32 protein-coding genes are annotated in these 15,164 nt (G+C 55.3%); all 32 read right to left on the bottom strand.

What is annotated here, in order from left to right:
• Positions 1-3: 3 nt before the first annotated feature.
• A complete protein-coding gene (gene rplQ / locus LBR61_12865; GenBank protein ID MDR1732971.1) occupies positions 4-363 on the bottom strand; it encodes a 50S ribosomal protein L17 in 360 nt (119 codons plus the stop codon).
• Positions 360-1,403 carry a DNA-directed RNA polymerase subunit alpha gene (locus tag LBR61_12870; GenBank protein MDR1732972.1) on the bottom strand — a complete coding sequence of 348 codons (1,044 nt, stop codon included), beginning with the start codon at positions 1,401-1,403 and terminating at the stop codon, positions 360-362. Before LBR61_12870 ends, rplQ begins: the two co-directional genes overlap by 4 nt.
• A gap of 61 nt (positions 1,404-1,464) precedes the next feature.
• A complete protein-coding gene (gene rpsK / locus LBR61_12875) occupies positions 1,465-1,857 on the bottom strand; it encodes a 30S ribosomal protein S11 (GenBank protein MDR1732973.1) in 393 nt (130 codons plus the stop codon).
• Between the two features lie 61 nt (positions 1,858-1,918).
• Positions 1,919-2,296, bottom strand: a complete 378-nt coding sequence (gene rpsM / locus LBR61_12880; GenBank protein ID MDR1732974.1) for a 30S ribosomal protein S13 — start codon at positions 2,294-2,296, stop codon at positions 1,919-1,921.
• Between the two features lie 4 nt (positions 2,297-2,300).
• Complete coding sequence (gene rpmJ / locus LBR61_12885; GenBank protein ID MDR1732975.1) at positions 2,301-2,426, bottom strand: 50S ribosomal protein L36; 126 nt, start codon at positions 2,424-2,426, stop codon at positions 2,301-2,303.
• A 79-nt stretch (positions 2,427-2,505) separates the two neighbouring features.
• Positions 2,506-2,742 carry a translation initiation factor IF-1 gene (gene infA, locus LBR61_12890; protein ID MDR1732976.1) on the bottom strand — a complete coding sequence of 79 codons (237 nt, stop codon included), beginning with the start codon at positions 2,740-2,742 and terminating at the stop codon, positions 2,506-2,508.
• A gap of 26 nt (positions 2,743-2,768) precedes the next feature.
• Positions 2,769-3,056 (bottom strand): KOW domain-containing RNA-binding protein, encoded by a 288-nt coding sequence (locus tag LBR61_12895; GenBank protein MDR1732977.1) that lies wholly within the window; start codon positions 3,054-3,056, stop codon positions 2,769-2,771.
• 24 nt (positions 3,057-3,080) lie between these two features.
• Entirely contained in the window at positions 3,081-3,863 is a 783-nt protein-coding gene (map, locus tag LBR61_12900; GenBank protein ID MDR1732978.1) for a type I methionyl aminopeptidase, read from the bottom strand.
• Positions 3,850-4,506, bottom strand: a complete 657-nt coding sequence (locus LBR61_12905; GenBank protein ID MDR1732979.1) for an adenylate kinase — start codon at positions 4,504-4,506, stop codon at positions 3,850-3,852. Before LBR61_12905 ends, map begins: the two co-directional genes overlap by 14 nt.
• 34 nt (positions 4,507-4,540) lie before the next feature.
• Positions 4,541-5,854, bottom strand: coding sequence for a preprotein translocase subunit SecY (gene secY, locus LBR61_12910; GenBank protein ID MDR1732980.1), 1,314 nt, complete (start codon positions 5,852-5,854; stop codon positions 4,541-4,543).
• Between the two features lies 1 nt (position 5,855).
• On the bottom strand, positions 5,856-6,302 hold the full coding sequence (gene rplO / locus LBR61_12915; protein MDR1732981.1) for a 50S ribosomal protein L15: 447 nt from the start codon (positions 6,300-6,302) through the stop codon (positions 5,856-5,858).
• Positions 6,299-6,499, bottom strand: a complete 201-nt coding sequence (gene rpmD / locus LBR61_12920; protein MDR1732982.1) for a 50S ribosomal protein L30 — start codon at positions 6,497-6,499, stop codon at positions 6,299-6,301. The genes rplO and rpmD overlap by 4 nt, the downstream gene beginning before the upstream one ends.
• Before the next feature lie 15 nt (positions 6,500-6,514).
• On the bottom strand, positions 6,515-7,030 hold the full coding sequence (gene rpsE, locus LBR61_12925; protein MDR1732983.1) for a 30S ribosomal protein S5: 516 nt from the start codon (positions 7,028-7,030) through the stop codon (positions 6,515-6,517).
• A 24-nt stretch (positions 7,031-7,054) separates the two neighbouring features.
• Complete coding sequence (gene rplR / locus LBR61_12930; GenBank protein MDR1732984.1) at positions 7,055-7,420, bottom strand: 50S ribosomal protein L18; 366 nt, start codon at positions 7,418-7,420, stop codon at positions 7,055-7,057.
• An 18-nt stretch (positions 7,421-7,438) separates the two neighbouring features.
• Positions 7,439-7,978, bottom strand: a complete 540-nt coding sequence (rplF, locus tag LBR61_12935; protein ID MDR1732985.1) for a 50S ribosomal protein L6 — start codon at positions 7,976-7,978, stop codon at positions 7,439-7,441.
• A 16-nt stretch (positions 7,979-7,994) separates the two neighbouring features.
• Positions 7,995-8,399 carry a 30S ribosomal protein S8 gene (gene rpsH / locus LBR61_12940; protein ID MDR1732986.1) on the bottom strand — a complete coding sequence of 135 codons (405 nt, stop codon included), beginning with the start codon at positions 8,397-8,399 and terminating at the stop codon, positions 7,995-7,997.
• 21 nt (positions 8,400-8,420) lie between these two features.
• On the bottom strand, positions 8,421-8,606 hold the full coding sequence (locus LBR61_12945; protein MDR1732987.1) for a type Z 30S ribosomal protein S14: 186 nt from the start codon (positions 8,604-8,606) through the stop codon (positions 8,421-8,423).
• 18 nt (positions 8,607-8,624) lie between these two features.
• On the bottom strand, positions 8,625-9,167 hold the full coding sequence (rplE, locus tag LBR61_12950; protein ID MDR1732988.1) for a 50S ribosomal protein L5: 543 nt from the start codon (positions 9,165-9,167) through the stop codon (positions 8,625-8,627).
• A 14-nt stretch (positions 9,168-9,181) separates the two neighbouring features.
• The gene (rplX, locus tag LBR61_12955) at positions 9,182-9,505 is read right to left on the bottom strand and encodes a 50S ribosomal protein L24 (protein MDR1732989.1); all 324 of its coding nucleotides are present in this window, start codon (positions 9,503-9,505) and stop codon (positions 9,182-9,184) included.
• Between the two features lie 15 nt (positions 9,506-9,520).
• Positions 9,521-9,889 carry a 50S ribosomal protein L14 gene (rplN, locus tag LBR61_12960; protein ID MDR1732990.1) on the bottom strand — a complete coding sequence of 123 codons (369 nt, stop codon included), beginning with the start codon at positions 9,887-9,889 and terminating at the stop codon, positions 9,521-9,523.
• A gap of 3 nt (positions 9,890-9,892) precedes the next feature.
• Positions 9,893-10,210 (bottom strand): 30S ribosomal protein S17, encoded by a 318-nt coding sequence (gene rpsQ, locus LBR61_12965; protein ID MDR1732991.1) that lies wholly within the window; start codon positions 10,208-10,210, stop codon positions 9,893-9,895.
• A 7-nt stretch (positions 10,211-10,217) separates the two neighbouring features.
• Entirely contained in the window at positions 10,218-10,433 is a 216-nt protein-coding gene (rpmC, locus tag LBR61_12970; GenBank protein MDR1732992.1) for a 50S ribosomal protein L29, read from the bottom strand.
• Positions 10,433-10,858: a 50S ribosomal protein L16 gene (rplP, locus tag LBR61_12975; protein MDR1732993.1), complete on the bottom strand. Its 426-nt coding sequence runs from the start codon at positions 10,856-10,858 to the stop codon at positions 10,433-10,435. Before rplP ends, rpmC begins: the two co-directional genes overlap by 1 nt.
• Positions 10,859-10,864: 6 nt before the next feature.
• Positions 10,865-11,533 carry a 30S ribosomal protein S3 gene (gene rpsC / locus LBR61_12980; protein MDR1732994.1) on the bottom strand — a complete coding sequence of 223 codons (669 nt, stop codon included), beginning with the start codon at positions 11,531-11,533 and terminating at the stop codon, positions 10,865-10,867.
• Positions 11,534-11,547: 14 nt separating this feature from the next.
• Positions 11,548-11,880: a 50S ribosomal protein L22 gene (gene rplV, locus LBR61_12985; protein ID MDR1732995.1), complete on the bottom strand. Its 333-nt coding sequence runs from the start codon at positions 11,878-11,880 to the stop codon at positions 11,548-11,550.
• A 27-nt stretch (positions 11,881-11,907) separates the two neighbouring features.
• Positions 11,908-12,189, bottom strand: coding sequence for a 30S ribosomal protein S19 (rpsS, locus tag LBR61_12990; GenBank protein MDR1732996.1), 282 nt, complete (start codon positions 12,187-12,189; stop codon positions 11,908-11,910).
• A 22-nt stretch (positions 12,190-12,211) separates the two neighbouring features.
• Positions 12,212-13,039, bottom strand: coding sequence for a 50S ribosomal protein L2 (gene rplB, locus LBR61_12995; GenBank protein ID MDR1732997.1), 828 nt, complete (start codon positions 13,037-13,039; stop codon positions 12,212-12,214).
• A gap of 19 nt (positions 13,040-13,058) precedes the next feature.
• On the bottom strand, positions 13,059-13,355 hold the full coding sequence (rplW, locus tag LBR61_13000) for a 50S ribosomal protein L23 (GenBank protein ID MDR1732998.1): 297 nt from the start codon (positions 13,353-13,355) through the stop codon (positions 13,059-13,061).
• Positions 13,352-13,975: a 50S ribosomal protein L4 gene (gene rplD, locus LBR61_13005; GenBank protein MDR1732999.1), complete on the bottom strand. Its 624-nt coding sequence runs from the start codon at positions 13,973-13,975 to the stop codon at positions 13,352-13,354. The genes rplW and rplD overlap by 4 nt, the downstream gene beginning before the upstream one ends.
• Positions 13,976-14,001: 26 nt before the next feature.
• A complete protein-coding gene (gene rplC, locus LBR61_13010) occupies positions 14,002-14,628 on the bottom strand; it encodes a 50S ribosomal protein L3 (protein ID MDR1733000.1) in 627 nt (208 codons plus the stop codon).
• A 38-nt stretch (positions 14,629-14,666) separates the two neighbouring features.
• The gene (gene rpsJ, locus LBR61_13015) at positions 14,667-14,972 is read right to left on the bottom strand and encodes a 30S ribosomal protein S10 (protein ID MDR1733001.1); all 306 of its coding nucleotides are present in this window, start codon (positions 14,970-14,972) and stop codon (positions 14,667-14,669) included.
• Between the two features lie 39 nt (positions 14,973-15,011).
• On the bottom strand, positions 15,012-15,164 hold a 153-nt coding region (gene tuf, locus LBR61_13020; protein MDR1733002.1), incomplete at its 5' end, for an elongation factor Tu.

The raw sequence follows: 15,164 nt of genomic DNA on the forward strand, positions 1-15,164 counted from the left end.
ATTTTATTTTTCTATCAACTGGAGGATGGCCATGGGAGCGCCGTCCCCAATGCGATTGCCCAGCTTGACGATACGCGTGTAACCGCCCTTGTCAAAAGACGCGTATCTGGGCGCCAGCTCCGAAAAAAGCTTGAGGGCCGCCTCTTTGTGCTGCATACGGGAGCGGACGATGCGACGGTCGTGAATGGACCCTCCCCGGGCGCGGGTGATGAGTTTTTCCGCCACGCGCCTCAACTCTCTGGCTCGGGTTACGGTGGTCCGGATTTGGCCGTTCAGAAAAAGACTGGCTGCCATGTTGGACAGCATCATCATTCTGTGACTGCCGTATCGTCCGAGCGTTCTGTGATCCATGCGGTGTCTCATGGGATTTTATCCTCCTTCGGTGTCCTTGCGGCTTCCTTTTTGTCGCGAAGTCTGAGCCCCGCGGCATCGAGCCTGTCCCCTATTTCTTTCAGGGAAATTTTACCCAAATTACGAATTTTAAGAAGATCGTCCTTCGACTTCTGAAGCAGATCTCCTATCGTATGAATTCCTCCGCGCAACAGGCAGTTTTCACTGCGAATGGAGAGCTCCAGGTCTCGCACGGGACGAGCCAGAAACTCCGGTTCTCCAACCCCGGATTTCCGGATGAGCGAGGGCTCCGTCTCCGCCGGGGAAACTGCTCCGCCCTCCTTGTCCGCGCCGCGGTCGTCCCGAACCTCCAGCTTCGAAACCACGTGGCCGAAATACGAGTTGAGAATCTGGGCGGCCTCGCAGACAGCGGCCTCGGGAGTCACGATTCCGTTCGTCCACACATCGAGGATCAGACGTTCATAGTCCGTCCTCTGTCCCACCCGCGCCGCTTCCACTTCGTAGTTCACCCGAAGCACGGGAGAAAAAACGGCGTCGGTCAGCAGCGCGTCCACAGGAAGGTACGTCGGCCGCGGGCGCTCCGAGGAGAGGTACCCCATCCCCTGCTCCACGTACAGATCCATGGAGAGATGAGAACCTTCTTCCAGCGTACAGATTTTTACATCCGGATCGACAAATTCGATTTCGCTGTCGACCTGAATGTCCTTTGCCGTTACGTTCGCCGGGCCTTCCAGGTCCAGATGCAGCATACGCACCTCTTTGGCCAGCGAACGAACCGGAACGTGCTTCAGGTTCATCAAAATCTCAATGACATCCTCCCGCACGCCCGGGACGGTACTGAACTCGTGCAGAACTCCCTCCATCCGGACGGAGGTAATGGCAGCCCCTCCGATGGAGGACAGCAAAACCCGACGCAACGCGTTACCCAGGGTCATGCCGTAGCCGCGCTCAAGCGGTTCAATGGTCAGGCGTCCCCGGGTCACCGTGTTGCTTTCTTCTTTGATTATTTCAATTGTTTCAGGCCGCAGAATTTCTTCTAACGTTTCCAACATAACTCCATGCTCCTATCTCCGCAGAGAATTCGACGACCGACTCTGTATCACCCGTCAAACGCTACACGCGGCGTCGCTTGGGCGGTCGGCAGCCGTTATGAGGAATAGGGGTCGTATCCTTGATCTGATTCACCTGAAGGCCCGCCGCCTGCAACGAACGGATGGCAGATTCACGGCCGGGACCAGGGCCCCGGACAATGACGTCGATCTCCTGCACCCCGTGCTCCTGAGCTCCCTTTGCCACCTGCTGGGCCGCGATCTGTGCGGCAAACGGAGTGGATTTACGCGTTCCCTTGAACCCGACGTTGCCCCCGCTGGCCCAGGACAGAACGTTTCCGCCCTTGTCGCTGATGCACATGATCGTGTTGTTGAACGTCGAATAAATATGCGCCACTCCATAATTTATGTTCTTCTTCTCACGTTTTTTGCCCTTACGAACAGTCCTCTTAGCCACGCGTTTTTCGCCTCCACATGCTTTCTGTCGTCTTCACAGTCAATTCGACTTGAATCTCATTTTACTTGCCGGCCATCTTCTTGTTGGCGACGGTACGCCGCGGGCCCTTGCGGGTTCTGGCATTCGTTTTCGTCCTCTGCCCCCGAACGGGAAGTCCCAGTTTATGACGAATTCCTCTGTAGCAGCCGATGTCGATGAGGCGCTTGATGTTCATGGACACCTCACGCCGGAGGTCGCCTTCGACTCTGTAGTTATCCTCAATCTCGCGGCGAAGTTTCTGGGTATCCTCTTCCGTCAGATCCTTCACCCTCGTATCGGGATTTACTCCTGTTTTCGCCAGAATTTTCTGCGCTGAGGGCAGACCAATTCCGAAAATATACGTCAGAGCAATCTCCACGCGTTTTTCTCTGGGGATGTCCACTCCCGCTATACGAGCCATTCGATTACCTCCTCACTCCCTGGCGCTGCTTGTGACGCTGATCCCGGCTGCAGATGATCCGCACAACGCCACCGCGCCTCACCACACGGCAAAATTCACATATCGGCTTTACCGACGGTCTGACTTTCATGGTCCCACTCCTCCACCGAAACTTTATAAATTTTTCAGGGTTGTAAAAAAAAGCTGTACAAAAGCCGCTCACAAAGACCCTATTTATACCTGTAAATAATTCTCCCCCGCGTTAAATCATAAGGAGAAATTTCAACCAAAACCCGATCTCCCGGAAGTATTCGAATAAAATGCATTCGCATCTTGCCCGATACATGAGCCAAAAGTTTATGCCCGTTTTCCAGCTCCACGCGAAACATGGCGTTGGGAAGAGGTTCCGACACCACGCCCTTGGCCTCTATCACTTCTTCCTTCCCTGACGTTTCCTTATTTGCCATTCGCTGCCCTGCCTCTCTGCTCCGACTCATACGCTTTCTTCCGAGGTCCTCAAAAAACGCCGCAACTCTTCGTGATCGATTTCCCTGCCCTTTTCGATGGACGCCATCGTTTCCGCGTCGAGAAAACGCCGCGTCGTCTGGATATGGCGGGGATTTTTAGACTTGGGCCGGGAAACGCTGAAATGCTTCGTGTCCACCAGCGCCAGCCTGTTTTTGGCCAAAAATCCTGCAATCACGTATATATGCCCGACATCTTTACCCCTCTTCGAGATAACAACCTGCCCCACTCGATATTCGTCCGGCGATTTTTTCATTGTTTCCGGAATTTCTTTTCAAAATCAATCCAGACGGCTTATCCACGGGGTCAAAATCTCGGGGCCATCATCCGTCACGACGATGGACCTCTCAAAATGCGCCGCGTCGGAACCATCGGCAGTAACCACAACCCACTCGTCCGATCCGATCGCCACTTGCTCTTTTCCGGCCATAACCATGGGCTCAATGGCCAGGGTCATGCCGCACTGCAGGGTCACTCCCCTGCCCGGTTTCCCGAAGTTGGGAACCTGAGGCGCTTCGTGAAGTTTTTTCCCGACGCCGTGTCCGGTGTAATCCCGCACGATTCCGAACCCCTGCCCGAGAACGTAGCTCTCCACCGCGTACCCCACATCTCCCACGGTATTTCCCGTTTTCACAGCCGCAAGCGCCAAATTCAGAGCTTCCTCCGTGACCCGCAGCAGCTTTTTCCGTCCCACGTCAATGGTCCCAACCGGATAAGTGCAGGCCGCGTCTCCATAATATCCCTCAAGACACACCCCCACATCGACGCTGACGATGTCTCCTTCCGCCAGAATCCGACCATCGCTGGGAATACCGTGAACAATCTCCTCGTTCACCGAGGCGCACACCGTACCCGGAAAGGGAACAGCCGCGTGAAAAGGCCGATACCCTTTAAATGCCGCGGTTCCCCCCGAAAGTTCAATATATTTTTCCGCCACCCGATCCAGTTCGGCGGTGGAAACTCCCGGGCGAACCGTTTCTCTGAGCGCATCGAGGATATCGGCAACCACTTTTCCCGCTTTGCGCATCAGCACGATTTCTTCTTCCGTCTTAAGATATACCATGCTTCTCCAAAGTCATCTGTATTTTCGTAAATATTTCTTCCTGCGTTCCCGAGGCGTCGCACTCGTAAAGGATTCCCCGCTGCCCGTACCAGGCGACCAGAAGCGCCGTCTGCTCACGGTAGACCTTCAGACGATTGCGGATAACCTCTTCCTCGTCGTCTTCTCTCTGATACAGTTCTCCTCCGCAGGTCAGGCATCTTTTCCCCTCGGGTTCCCTCATCGTCAGAAGATTCGAGATTCCTCCGCAGGAACGGCAGGTCCTGCGATTTGTCAGACGCTGAACGAGGACTTCCTCCTCGATCTTCAAAAGCAGAGCCCCGTCCAGAGGATAACCCCGTTCGTTCAGAACGGTCTCGAAGGCCTCGGCCTGAACGATCGTGCGCGGAAACCCGTCCATAAGAAAGCCCTTTGCCACGTCCTTCTCCCGGAATCGCTCCGATACCATTTTAACGACAAGGCTGTCGGGAACGAGTTCCCCTCTGCTCATAAAGGACTCGGCCTGCAGACCCAGTTCCGTTTTTTCCTTCAGGTTCCTTCTGAAAATGTCCCCCGTGGAGATATGGACGCAACCATATTTCTCCTTCAGCAAATTCGCCTGAGTTCCCTTACCTGCACCTGGAGCTCCCAAAAGAACCAGCCGCATCTCTCATCGACCTCCTTCCAGGCGTCTCGCAGCATCACATGCGAAGCAGGCTTCCGGCTTTTCCTCCGGATTTTTTCAGAATTCCGTCATAATGACGCATCAGGAGCTGGGCTTCGATCTGATGCACCGTGTCCAGCGCGACGCCCACGACGATCAGAACCGCGGTTCCCCCGAAATAAAACGCGTTGGCTCCCATCAGCCCGGACATCAGGTTGGGGACAAGGGCCACCACGGCCAGGAAGATCGCTCCGCCCAGGGTGATGCGCTCCATGACTTTGGTGATATAGTCCGCCGTGGGCTGACCCGGACGTATTCCCAAAATGAACCCGCCATATTTCTTCATGTTGTTGGCGATGTCGTTGGGATTGAAGACCACCGCCGTGTAGAAATAAGAAAAGAAAACGATCAGCAGGATGTAACAAATCATGTAGAACCAGCTTCCGTAAGCAAAAAGAGAGCGCAGAAAACGGCCCGCCGTGCTGTCTCCCAGAAAATTCGCCACCGTTGTGGGGAAAATCAGAAGCGAAGAGGCGAAGATGATGGGGATAACTCCCGACTGGTTCACACGAAGGGGAATGAAGGTGCTCTGCCCCCCATACACCTTGTTTCCAACGACTCTCTTGGCGTACTGCACCGGCAGGCGGCGCTGACCCTCCTGAAGCAAAATACAGGCGGCCACCACAATCACCATCAGAATGAGAACGCCCAAAAGAACAAAAATATTCATGGATCCTGCGATCAACAGCCTCCAGGTTTGCATAACGGCCCCCGGCATACGCGCCACGATTCCCGCGAAAATCAGAAGGGAAATTCCATTTCCAATTCCGTGATCGGAAAGTTCCTCCCCCAGCCACATCACCGCGATGGAACCGGCCGTCAGCGTAATCGCCACGACAAAAGCGTCGAAAACCCCTCCCGAAAAAATGGGGGGATTGCTGACGCTGCCCAGCCAGGTGGTCAGACCGATGGCCTGCACCACGGCAAAGGGAATCGAGCCGTAACGCGTCCACTGGATGATCTTCTTTCTTCCTTCCTCATTGTCCTTCTGCATCTTTTCCAGGTAAGGGAAGATCACCACCAGCAGCTGCATTACGATGCTGGAATTGATGTAGGGAGCCACTCCAAGAGAAAAAATGCTGAAACGACTGAGAGCTCCGCCTGAAAACAGGTTCAGGAAATCCAGGATACCACCGCTGCCGCTGTTGAAAAGAGCGGCCATCGCCTCGGTATCGATGCCCGGTGCAGGGATATGAGCTCCAAGGCGAAAGATGAAAAGAGCCCCCAGCGTGAAAAGTATCCTTCTTTTCAGATCAGGGAGTCTGAAAGCATCGCCAAAGGATCCCAACACGTCAGATCACCTCTGCCTTCCCGCCCGCCGCCTCGATTTTCTGTCTGGCGCTTTGACTGATCGCGTTGACCCGGAGAGTGAATGCCCTGTCTACCTCTCCCTTTGCGAGAACTTTGACGGGCAGGGACGCCGAGCGGACAAGCCCCGCGTTGTGAAGCTCCCGCACCGTAATTTCCTGTCCGCTTTCAAATTTTTCATTCAGCAGACTCAGGTTGACAATCTGATATTCTTTCGCGAAACGTGCGTTGTTGAACCCTCGTTTGGGAATTCTGCGGGAAAGAGGCATCTGGCCTCCCTCGAAACCAGGGCCCACTCCGCCGCCCGTGCGGGATTTGTGTCCCTTGTTTCCCTTACCCGCCGTTTTTCCCGTCCCGCTGCCGGTTCCCTGTCCCAGACGTTTTGGCGCGCGTTTGGCTCCGGGAACCGCTCGGAGATCATGCAGGTTCATCTGTCCACACCTCCCTGGTCGTCGGATATATCCTTCACAAGATGACGGACCTTCTCGATCATGCCGCGGATCTGAGGGGTATCCTCGTGCTCCACGACGGACTGCAGTTTTTTGAATCCAAGGGCCTCCAGCGTCCGTTTCTGCCGGGCGGGAAAGCCGATGGCGCTTTTGACCCATTTAATCCTGATATTGGCCATGATGGGTACGACCTCCTATTCCGCCGCGACAGCGGGCTCGGGAGCTTTTTTACCCCTGAGTCTGAAAATCTCGTCCACTGTGCGGCTCTCTTTCAGCGCCTCCAGGGTCGCCCAGGCCACGTTGATGGAGTTGGACGTACGGCCCACCACTTTCGTGACCACGTTTTTCACTCCCCCAAGCTCCATGATGGCGCGCACCACACCGCCCGCGATGACTCCCGTACCGGCGGGGGCCGGCTTCAAAAGAACGCTGGCCGCTCCGAACTGTCCCTGAACGGGATGGGGCAGGGTATCACCCATGCGCTTCAACTCGACCAGGTCCTTTCCGGCCTTGTCGATCCCCTTGCGAACGGCCTCGGATATTTCCTTGGCCTTGCCGATGGCGACGCCCACATAACGATTTTCGTCTCCCACCACCACAAGGACGGCAAACTTGAATCGTTTTCCTCCCTTGACGACCTTGCTCACGCGGTTGATGGCGACGACGCGCTCCTTCAGTTCCAAACCCTTGGCATCGATTCTCTTTTTGATCATAATCTGCCTGCTCTCCCCGAATCAGAACCTGAGACCGGCCTCGCGAGCCGCGTCCGCCAGTGCTTTGATTTTTCCGTGATACAGATGTCCTCCGCGATCGAAGACCACCGATTCGATGCCTCTGGCTTTGGCTCGCTCCGCGGCAAGTTTGCCCACGATTTTGGCCGCATCGATATTGCAGGTTCCCTTCAAGCCGCTTTGAATGTCCTTTTCCAGCGTGGAAGCCGAGGCCAGGGTATGCCCCTTTTCGTCGTCGACCAGCTGCACGTAAATATGACTAAGACTGTGATAGACGGCCATGCGCGGAGTCTCCGCAGTACCGGAAAGCGTACGGCGCAGACGCTGATGGCGAATCACCCGCATGTCGTTTCTGCTTCTTTTTTTCATCAAATCCACCTCACACCGCTACTTCGCGCCGGTTTTGCCGGCCTTGCGGACGATATGCTCGTCCGAATAGCGAATTCCCTTTCCGTGGTAGGGCTCAGGAGGACGAACCGCGCGGATGACGGCGCAGGTTTCTCCCACAAGCTGCTTATCGTTCCCTTTGACAATGAACTTGATCGGGTTTTCCACCACGATCTCAATTCCCTTTGGCGGGTCGAACTCCACAGGGTGGGAATATCCCACGTTCAAAACGAGTTTTTTGCCCTGCATCTGCGCGCGCCAGCCGACTCCCACGATCTCCAGAGTCTTCTGGAAGCCCTCGGTCACCCCCGTGACCATGTTGGCCACAAGAGCCCGGGTCATTCCGTGCCAGGCGCAGGTCTGCTTCTCGTCGTTCTCTCTGGCGACCACAATCCGGCCGTCTTCCACAGCGACCGAAATGCCAGGCATCAGAGGAGTCTGCAGCTCGCCGCGGGTCCCCTTCACCAGAATTTTATCCTCTTTCACGGTAACGGTCGTCCCTTTCGGGAGAGGAATCGCCTTTCGTCCTATACGAGACATCTACTCTCCCCTCCTCCTACCAGACATAGCAGAGAACTTCTCCGCCCAGGCCCAGTTTTGCGGCTTCCGCTCCGGATTTCAGACCCTGAGAGGTCGAAACCACCGCAAGTCCAAGCCCACCCATCACCAGAGGCAGTCTGTCCCGGCCCACGTAAATCCGCCGGCCCGGTTTGCTGATCCTGCGAAGTCCCTGAATGACGCGTTCCCGCTCCGGACCATAGGAGAGGAATATCCTGATGGAGGCGTAGGGCTTTTTGGGGTCCGTAATCGTCTTGAAGTTTTTGATGTAGCCCTCTTCTTTCAGAATCCTTGCGATCGCCAGTTTTATTTTGCTCGCAGGAACATCCACACTCTCGCTGTATATCATGTTCGCGTTGCGCACTCTCGTGAGCATATCCGCGATGGGATCGTTAACGTACATATCTGTTGCCCCCTGTCCGGCCTACCAGCTCGACTTGACTACGCCGGGTATTCTGCCCTCGCGGGCAAGCTTACGGAAGCAGCAACGGCACATGTCAAACATCCTCATATAGGCGTGTACCCTTCCGCACAGCGGGCAGCGGTTATGCTGCCGCACCTCGAACTTCGGGGGTAAGGTCGCCTTGTGCCTCATAGCTTTTCTCGCCATTCTTCGCTGTCTCCCCTCTTAACGGTTGAAGGGCACTCCCATGCCCCTGAGAAGCGCGTACGCCTCTTCATCGCTGTTCGCCGAGGTCACAATCGTAACATTCATGCCCCGCGGCCGAATAACCTTATCGTACGAGATTTCGGGGAAAATGAGCTGCTCCCGCAGACCGAGGTTGTAGTTTCCCCGACCGTCGAATCCGCGTTTCGAAATTCCCTGAAAATCCTTGATGCTCGGCAGCGCCAGAGAGATCAGCCTGTCGAGAAACTCCCACATGCGCGTTCCTCTGAGCGTGACCGTGCAGGCCACAGGCATCCCCTCGCGTACCTTGAACCCCGCAACCGATTTCTTCGCCCGCTTCAGAAGAGGCTGCTGTCCCGTAATGGCTCTCAGCTCGGCGATAGCCGCGTCCATGAACTTGATGTCCACCTTCGCGTCACCGACTCCGATGTTCACCACAACCTTCTGAACACGGGGAAGCTGCATCACGTTTTTGTAGCTGAACTCCTTCATCAGCGCGGGACAAATTTCCGTTTTATACTTTTCCAAAATGCGCGGTGTCATTTCCGACTCTCCCTTCAGGCTCGGTCAATGATCTCGCTGCATTTTCTGCAGACGCGAACTTTTTTGCCGCTCTCCAAAAAGGAAGAGCCCACCCTTGTGGCGGCCCCGCACTGAGGGCACACCAGCATCACCTTGGAAGCGTAAATGGGCGCTTCCTGTCGATGTATGCCGGCCTGGGGATTTTTCTGACTCGGTTTCATGTGGCGCGAAACCATGTTGATTCCCTCCACAACGACCATGTCTCTGTCGGGAATGCGCCTCAGGATCTTCCCCTCTTTCCCCTTATCCTTTCCGGATATGACGCGGACCCGGTCGTTCTTCTTAATTCTCATCGTCATCGTGCAATGCGCCTCCTAAACCACTTCCGGCGCCAGAGAAAGGATGCGCATATATTTCTTTGCGCGAAGCTCCCGGCCGACGGGGCCAAATATGCGGGTCCCCCTGGGTTCTCCGTTGCCGTCGATGATAACCGCTGCGTTGTCGTCGAAACGAACGTAGGATCCGTCCTGACGCCTCACCTCTTTTTTGGTGCGGACGATGACGGCCTTCACAACGGCGCCTTTCGCTATGTTGCTGTTGGGGATGGCCTCACGCACGGAAGCGACTATGACATCTCCGATCGTCCCCCATTTGCGCTTGCTTCCCCCCATCACCTGAATGCAAAAAAGCTTTCGGGCTCCGGAGTTGTCCGCGACATTCAAAACTGTCGTCAACTGGATCATAATTTACTCCTTCCCGGGTGTATCAGACTCGAAAACAGGAGCCCGCTGCACAATTTCTACCAGTTCCCATCTTTTGGTCCGACTCATGGGACGCGTCTCGCGGATGCGAATCTGGTCTCCCACGCGGCAGGTGTTCTCTTCGTCGTGCGCCACGTACTTTTTGGTTTTGATGATCCGTTTGCCGTAAAGAGGGTGTTCGGCGTGACGGCTCACCTTCACCACAACCGTTTTATTCATTTTGTTGCTGACGACCACTCCCACTCTTATCTTTCGGTGGGAAAGTCCCGCTTCCTCTTTGAGTTCCATTTCTTTCACATCCATGGAGATCCTACCTTCCGTCCGCCGAATTTTCCAAAGCGCGGCTCTTTTCTCCCGCAATGGTCAGGACTCTGGCAATCGTCTTACGGACATCTTTGATGCGATTCGTATTTTTAAGCTGTCCTATCGCGTTCTGAAAACGAAGGTTGAACAGTTCTTCCTTATATTGACGATACTTTTCCTGGAGCTCGTCCAGTCCGAGTTCGCGAAGTTTTGCCGTTTCCATCACTCTTCACCACCCATACTTTCTCTCGCCACAATCTTAACCCTGATCGGCAGTTTGTGGGAAGCGGTACGAAAAGCCTGTTCGGCCACATCCTTCGAAACTCCGGCCACTTCAAACATTACGCGGCCTCGTTTTACAGCGGCCACCCAAAATTCCGGCGCGCCTTTTCCCTTACCCATACGCGTTTCCAGAGGCTTCTTCGTGTAGGGCCTGTCGGGGAAAATGCGAATCCAGATTTTGCCGCCTTTTTTCATCTTTCGTGAAATCGCCACGCGGGTGGCTTCAATCTGGCGCGCGGTGATCCAGGCGTTCTCCTGAGCCTGAAGTCCCCAGTCGCCGAAAGCCACGCTCACACCGCCCTTGGAAAAACCTCGAAGCGGGCTGCGGTGGGATTTACGATATTTTACCCTGCTGGGCATCAGCATGAACGTCTACCCCCTCTGCCTTTTATTCGAACGCTGCTGAACGGGGCGTTCATTCTCTCGGTCACGGTAAATCCAGATTTTGCAGCCGATAACGCCGTACATGGTGACGGCTTCCGCAAAGCCATAATCAATATCCGCCCGTATGGTTGAAAGGGGCAGACGGCCTTCGTTGTACCACTCGGTACGGGCGATTTCCGCTCCTCCGAGGCGTCCGGCCACCTGGGCCTTGATCCCCTTCACTCCGGATTTCGTCGCGCGGAAAATGGCCTGTTTCATCGCGCGGCGGAACGAGATGCGGCGCTCCAGAGAGGCGGCAATTCCCTCCGCCACAAGCTGCGCCACAACATCGGGATTTTTGATCTCCTGAACGTTGATCATCACCTTGCCGCCGGTGAGCTTCTGCAGTTCATCCTTGATGACCTGGATTTCAGTGCCCCCGCGCCCGATAACCACACCCGGCCGCGCCGTCCAGATGGTGAAACGAACCACGTGTCCGATTCTTTCGATTTCTACCCGGGAAATGCCTGCGCCTTCCCATTTCTTCATAATCCACTCACGAAGTTTCAGATCTTCGTGCAATTTTTTGGCGTAATCTCTGGGGCCCGCGTACCACTTGGACTCCCATTCCGTCGTAACTCCCAGCCTGTATCCTACGGGATGTACCTTCTGTCCCACGTTGTCAGACCCTCCTAACGTTCCGCAACCTTGACGGTTATATGAGATGTGCGATGCACGTACGGATGCGCGCGACCCATGGAAGCCGGTCTGAAACGCTTCAGAGAAGGGCCCTGATCGACATAAGCCGTCGAAACCTTCAGTTTATCCGTATCCATCCCATAGTTATGCTCGGCGTTCGCTATCGCGCTCTGCAAAATTTTGGACACTACGCGCGCCGCTTTCTGAGGACTGAAACGCAGAATCGTCATGGCGTCTTCAGCGCCTTTCCCCCGGATGAGAGCCAGTACCTGCCTCACTTTGGCCGGTGAGATCCGAATCTGACGAGCCATGGCCTTAGCTTCGATTTTTTCCGCTTCCATCGCCCGTTCCTCCTACTTTCCTTTGGTGGAGCGTTCCTGCCCCGCGTGATGTCCGAATTTGCGCGTCGGAGCGAACTCCCCCAGTTTGTGTCCCACCATATTTTCACTGATGTAAACGGGCAAATGCATACGCCCGTTGTGAATCGCGATGGTATGCCCTATCATCTGGGGCACTATGGTAGAACGACGCGACCATGTTTTAAGCACTTTTTTGTTTCCCGACGTGTTCATATCTTCGACCCTCGCCAGGAGACGCTGCTCTATATAGGGTCCTTTCTTAGCCGAACGAGCCATCCTGAAAATTCCCTCCTCACGTCTACTTTTCGTAGCGACGGCGAACGATCAGCCTGTCGGAAGGCTTGTGTTTGCGCGTACGATAGCCCTTGGCGGGCGTTCCCCAGGGCGAAAGAGGATGCTTGTGGCTCTTGCTTCTGCCTTCACCGCCACCCATCGGGTGATCCACAGGGTTCATGACCATTCCCCGAACTTTGGAACGGCGACCCTTCCAGCGGGTTTTTCCCGCCTTGCCAAGAGAAATGTTTTCATAATCTTCATTGCCCACCTGCCCGACGGTGGCCATGCACTCCTGAAGAATCAGGCGGAGCTCGCCGCTGGGCATACGAAGATAGGCGTATTTTCCCTCTTTGGCCATGAGCTGCGCCGACGTTCCCGCAGCCCGAACCAGCTTCGCGCCCCGACCGGGTTCCAGCTCCAGATTGTGAACGATGGTTCCCACCGGCATGTCCTTCAGCTTCAGAGCGTTGCCGGGCGTGATGTCCGCTTCCGCTCCCGCGTAAATGGTGTCGCCCACCTTCAGCCCCTTGGGAAGAATGATATAGCGCTTCTCGCCGTCGGCGTAGTTGATGAGAGCGATACGAGCGTTGCGGTTCGGATCGTACTCGACCGTGGCGACCTTTCCGGGGATTCCCACCTTATTGCGCCGAAAATCGATAAGGCGATAGGTTCTTCTGTGGCCTCCGCCGATATGGCGCATGGTGATACGCCCCGTATTGTTCCGCCCGCCGCTTTTACGCAGGGGAGCCGTGAGCGAACGCTCCGGTTTCTCCGAGGTGATGTCCTCACGCCCCTGGATGGTCATCTGCCGGCGGCCCGGGGTATAGGGTTTAAATTGTTTTATCGACATGACTGTGTTTTACCCCTTCCTAGATACTGGCGCCCTCGAAAAATTCGATGCGCTGCCCCTCGGGCAAGGACACAATGGCCTTTTTCCAGGAACGCGTCTTTCCAATGAAAGCGCCCATTCGCTTGGGCTTGGAAGGAACGTTCATCGTGTTGACGCTCAGAACCTTCACTTTGAAAATCTGTTCCACGGCCTCTCGAATCTGGATTTTGTTGGCGCTCCTGTGCACTTCGAAGGTGTACTTGTTGTGCTCCATCATGGCGCTGCTTTTCTCCGTTATGATCGGCCGGATGATAATGTCATGGGCAACCAGATTCATCTTGTGTAGACCTCCTCAAGACGGGCGACCACTTCAGGGGTCACCACCACGGTTTTCGAGTTGAGCAGGTCATATACGTTGATGCTGGCGACGTTCATGATTTTGGTCCCCGGAATGTTGCGCGCCGACCGCACCAGATTGTCGCCGTTGGCATGGAACACGACCAGGGCCTTTTGAGCGTTGATCGCTTCCATAAAGGTCTTCATCGCCTTTGTGGATGGTTTGTCCAGCTCAAATCCCTTTACCACGGTCAGAAGTTCCTCTCTGACCTTCATCGAGAGCGCGCTCAGCATAGCCAGGCGGCGCACCTTTTTGTTCACCTTCTGGTGATAGTCGCGGGGCTTGGGGCCGTGGGCGACTCCACCGTGCGTCCAGATCGGAGAACGGCTGCTTCCCTGTCGTGCCCGACCGGTATGCTTCTGCTTCCAGGGCTTCTTACCGCCGCCTCTCACATCGCCCCGGGTTTTGGTGGAATGCGTTCCCTGTCTGCAGTTGGCCAGATGAGCCACCACCACCTGATGCATGGCGGGCATGTGCAGCGGCGCGCCGAACACCACGTCGGACAGCGTCATCTCTCCCGCATCCTGTCCATTGAAATCCACTACTTTGATTACAGACATAAGCTCTGAACCCTCCTTCCGGTCCGTCACTTCTTTTTGCAGAGGGTGACCAGGCTGTTTTTAGCCCCAGGTACAGCCCCTTTGACAAGAAGGAGGTTGTTTTCCAGGTCCACCGCTACAATCGTCAGGTTTTTAACCGTCACTTTTTCATTTCCCATATGTCCCGGCATCCGCTTACCTGGAAACACGCGCCCCGGATAGGAAATAGCTCCGCTGGATCCGCCATGGCGGTGCATGACCGACGTTCCATGGCTGAACTGCTGGCCGCCGAAGTGGTAACGCTTGATTACTCCGGCAAACCCCTTTCCCTTGCTGACGCCGCTGACGTCCACCTGCTCACCCGGCTCGAACAAATCTACCCTGATCTCCTGCCCAATTTCGTACCCTTCCGTTGCGTTCATTCTGAATTCCCTCAGCGTACGTTTGGGTTCGACTTTGACCTTATCGAAAAGGCCCTTGAGGGGTTTGGACAGCTTGCGCGGCTTAACCGCTCCATAGCCGAGAAGAACGGCAGAGTATCCGTTCTGTTCGGGGGTACGAACGGCAATCACAGGACAGGGCCCGGCCGCGATCACCGTGACCGCAATCGCCTGTCCCTGCTCATTGAAGACCTGAGTCATGCCGATCTTCTTCCCCAGCAACCCTATGCCCATTAACTTTCTCTCCTTTCAGCCAGCGCTTCCCGCTCTTCTCAGAGCTTGATCTGGATGTCGACTCCAGAGGGAAGATTGAGCTGCATTAACGCATCCATCGTTTTCTGCGTCGGATTGATAATATCGATCAGACGCTTGTGCGTTCTCATTTCAAACTGTTCTCTCGCGTCCTTGTCCTTATGGGGAGACTTCAAAATCGTCACCCGGCTGATCTCCGTCGGAAGAGGAATGGGACCCGACACTACAGCCCCGCTTCTTTCCGCCGTTTCAGCTATCTGGGACGCGGAGGTATCCAGTACCCTGTGATCGAAGGCTTTCAAGCGAATACGTATTTTTTTCGCCACTTTAATTTTCCTCTGCGTTCTGTCTGCCGAAGGAGGACATTACTCAAGGATCTGAGTGACGACGCCGGCGCCTACCGTGTGACCGCCCTCACGCACCGCGAAGCGAAGCCCGTCTTCCATCGCTATCGGCACGATCAGCTCAACCTCGAAGTTCGCGTTGTCTCCCGGCATTACCATTTCCACTCCCTCAGG

The sequence above is a fragment of the Synergistaceae bacterium genome, assembly GCA_031272035.1.
GTDB lineage: Bacteria > Synergistota > Synergistia > Synergistales > Aminobacteriaceae > JAISSA01.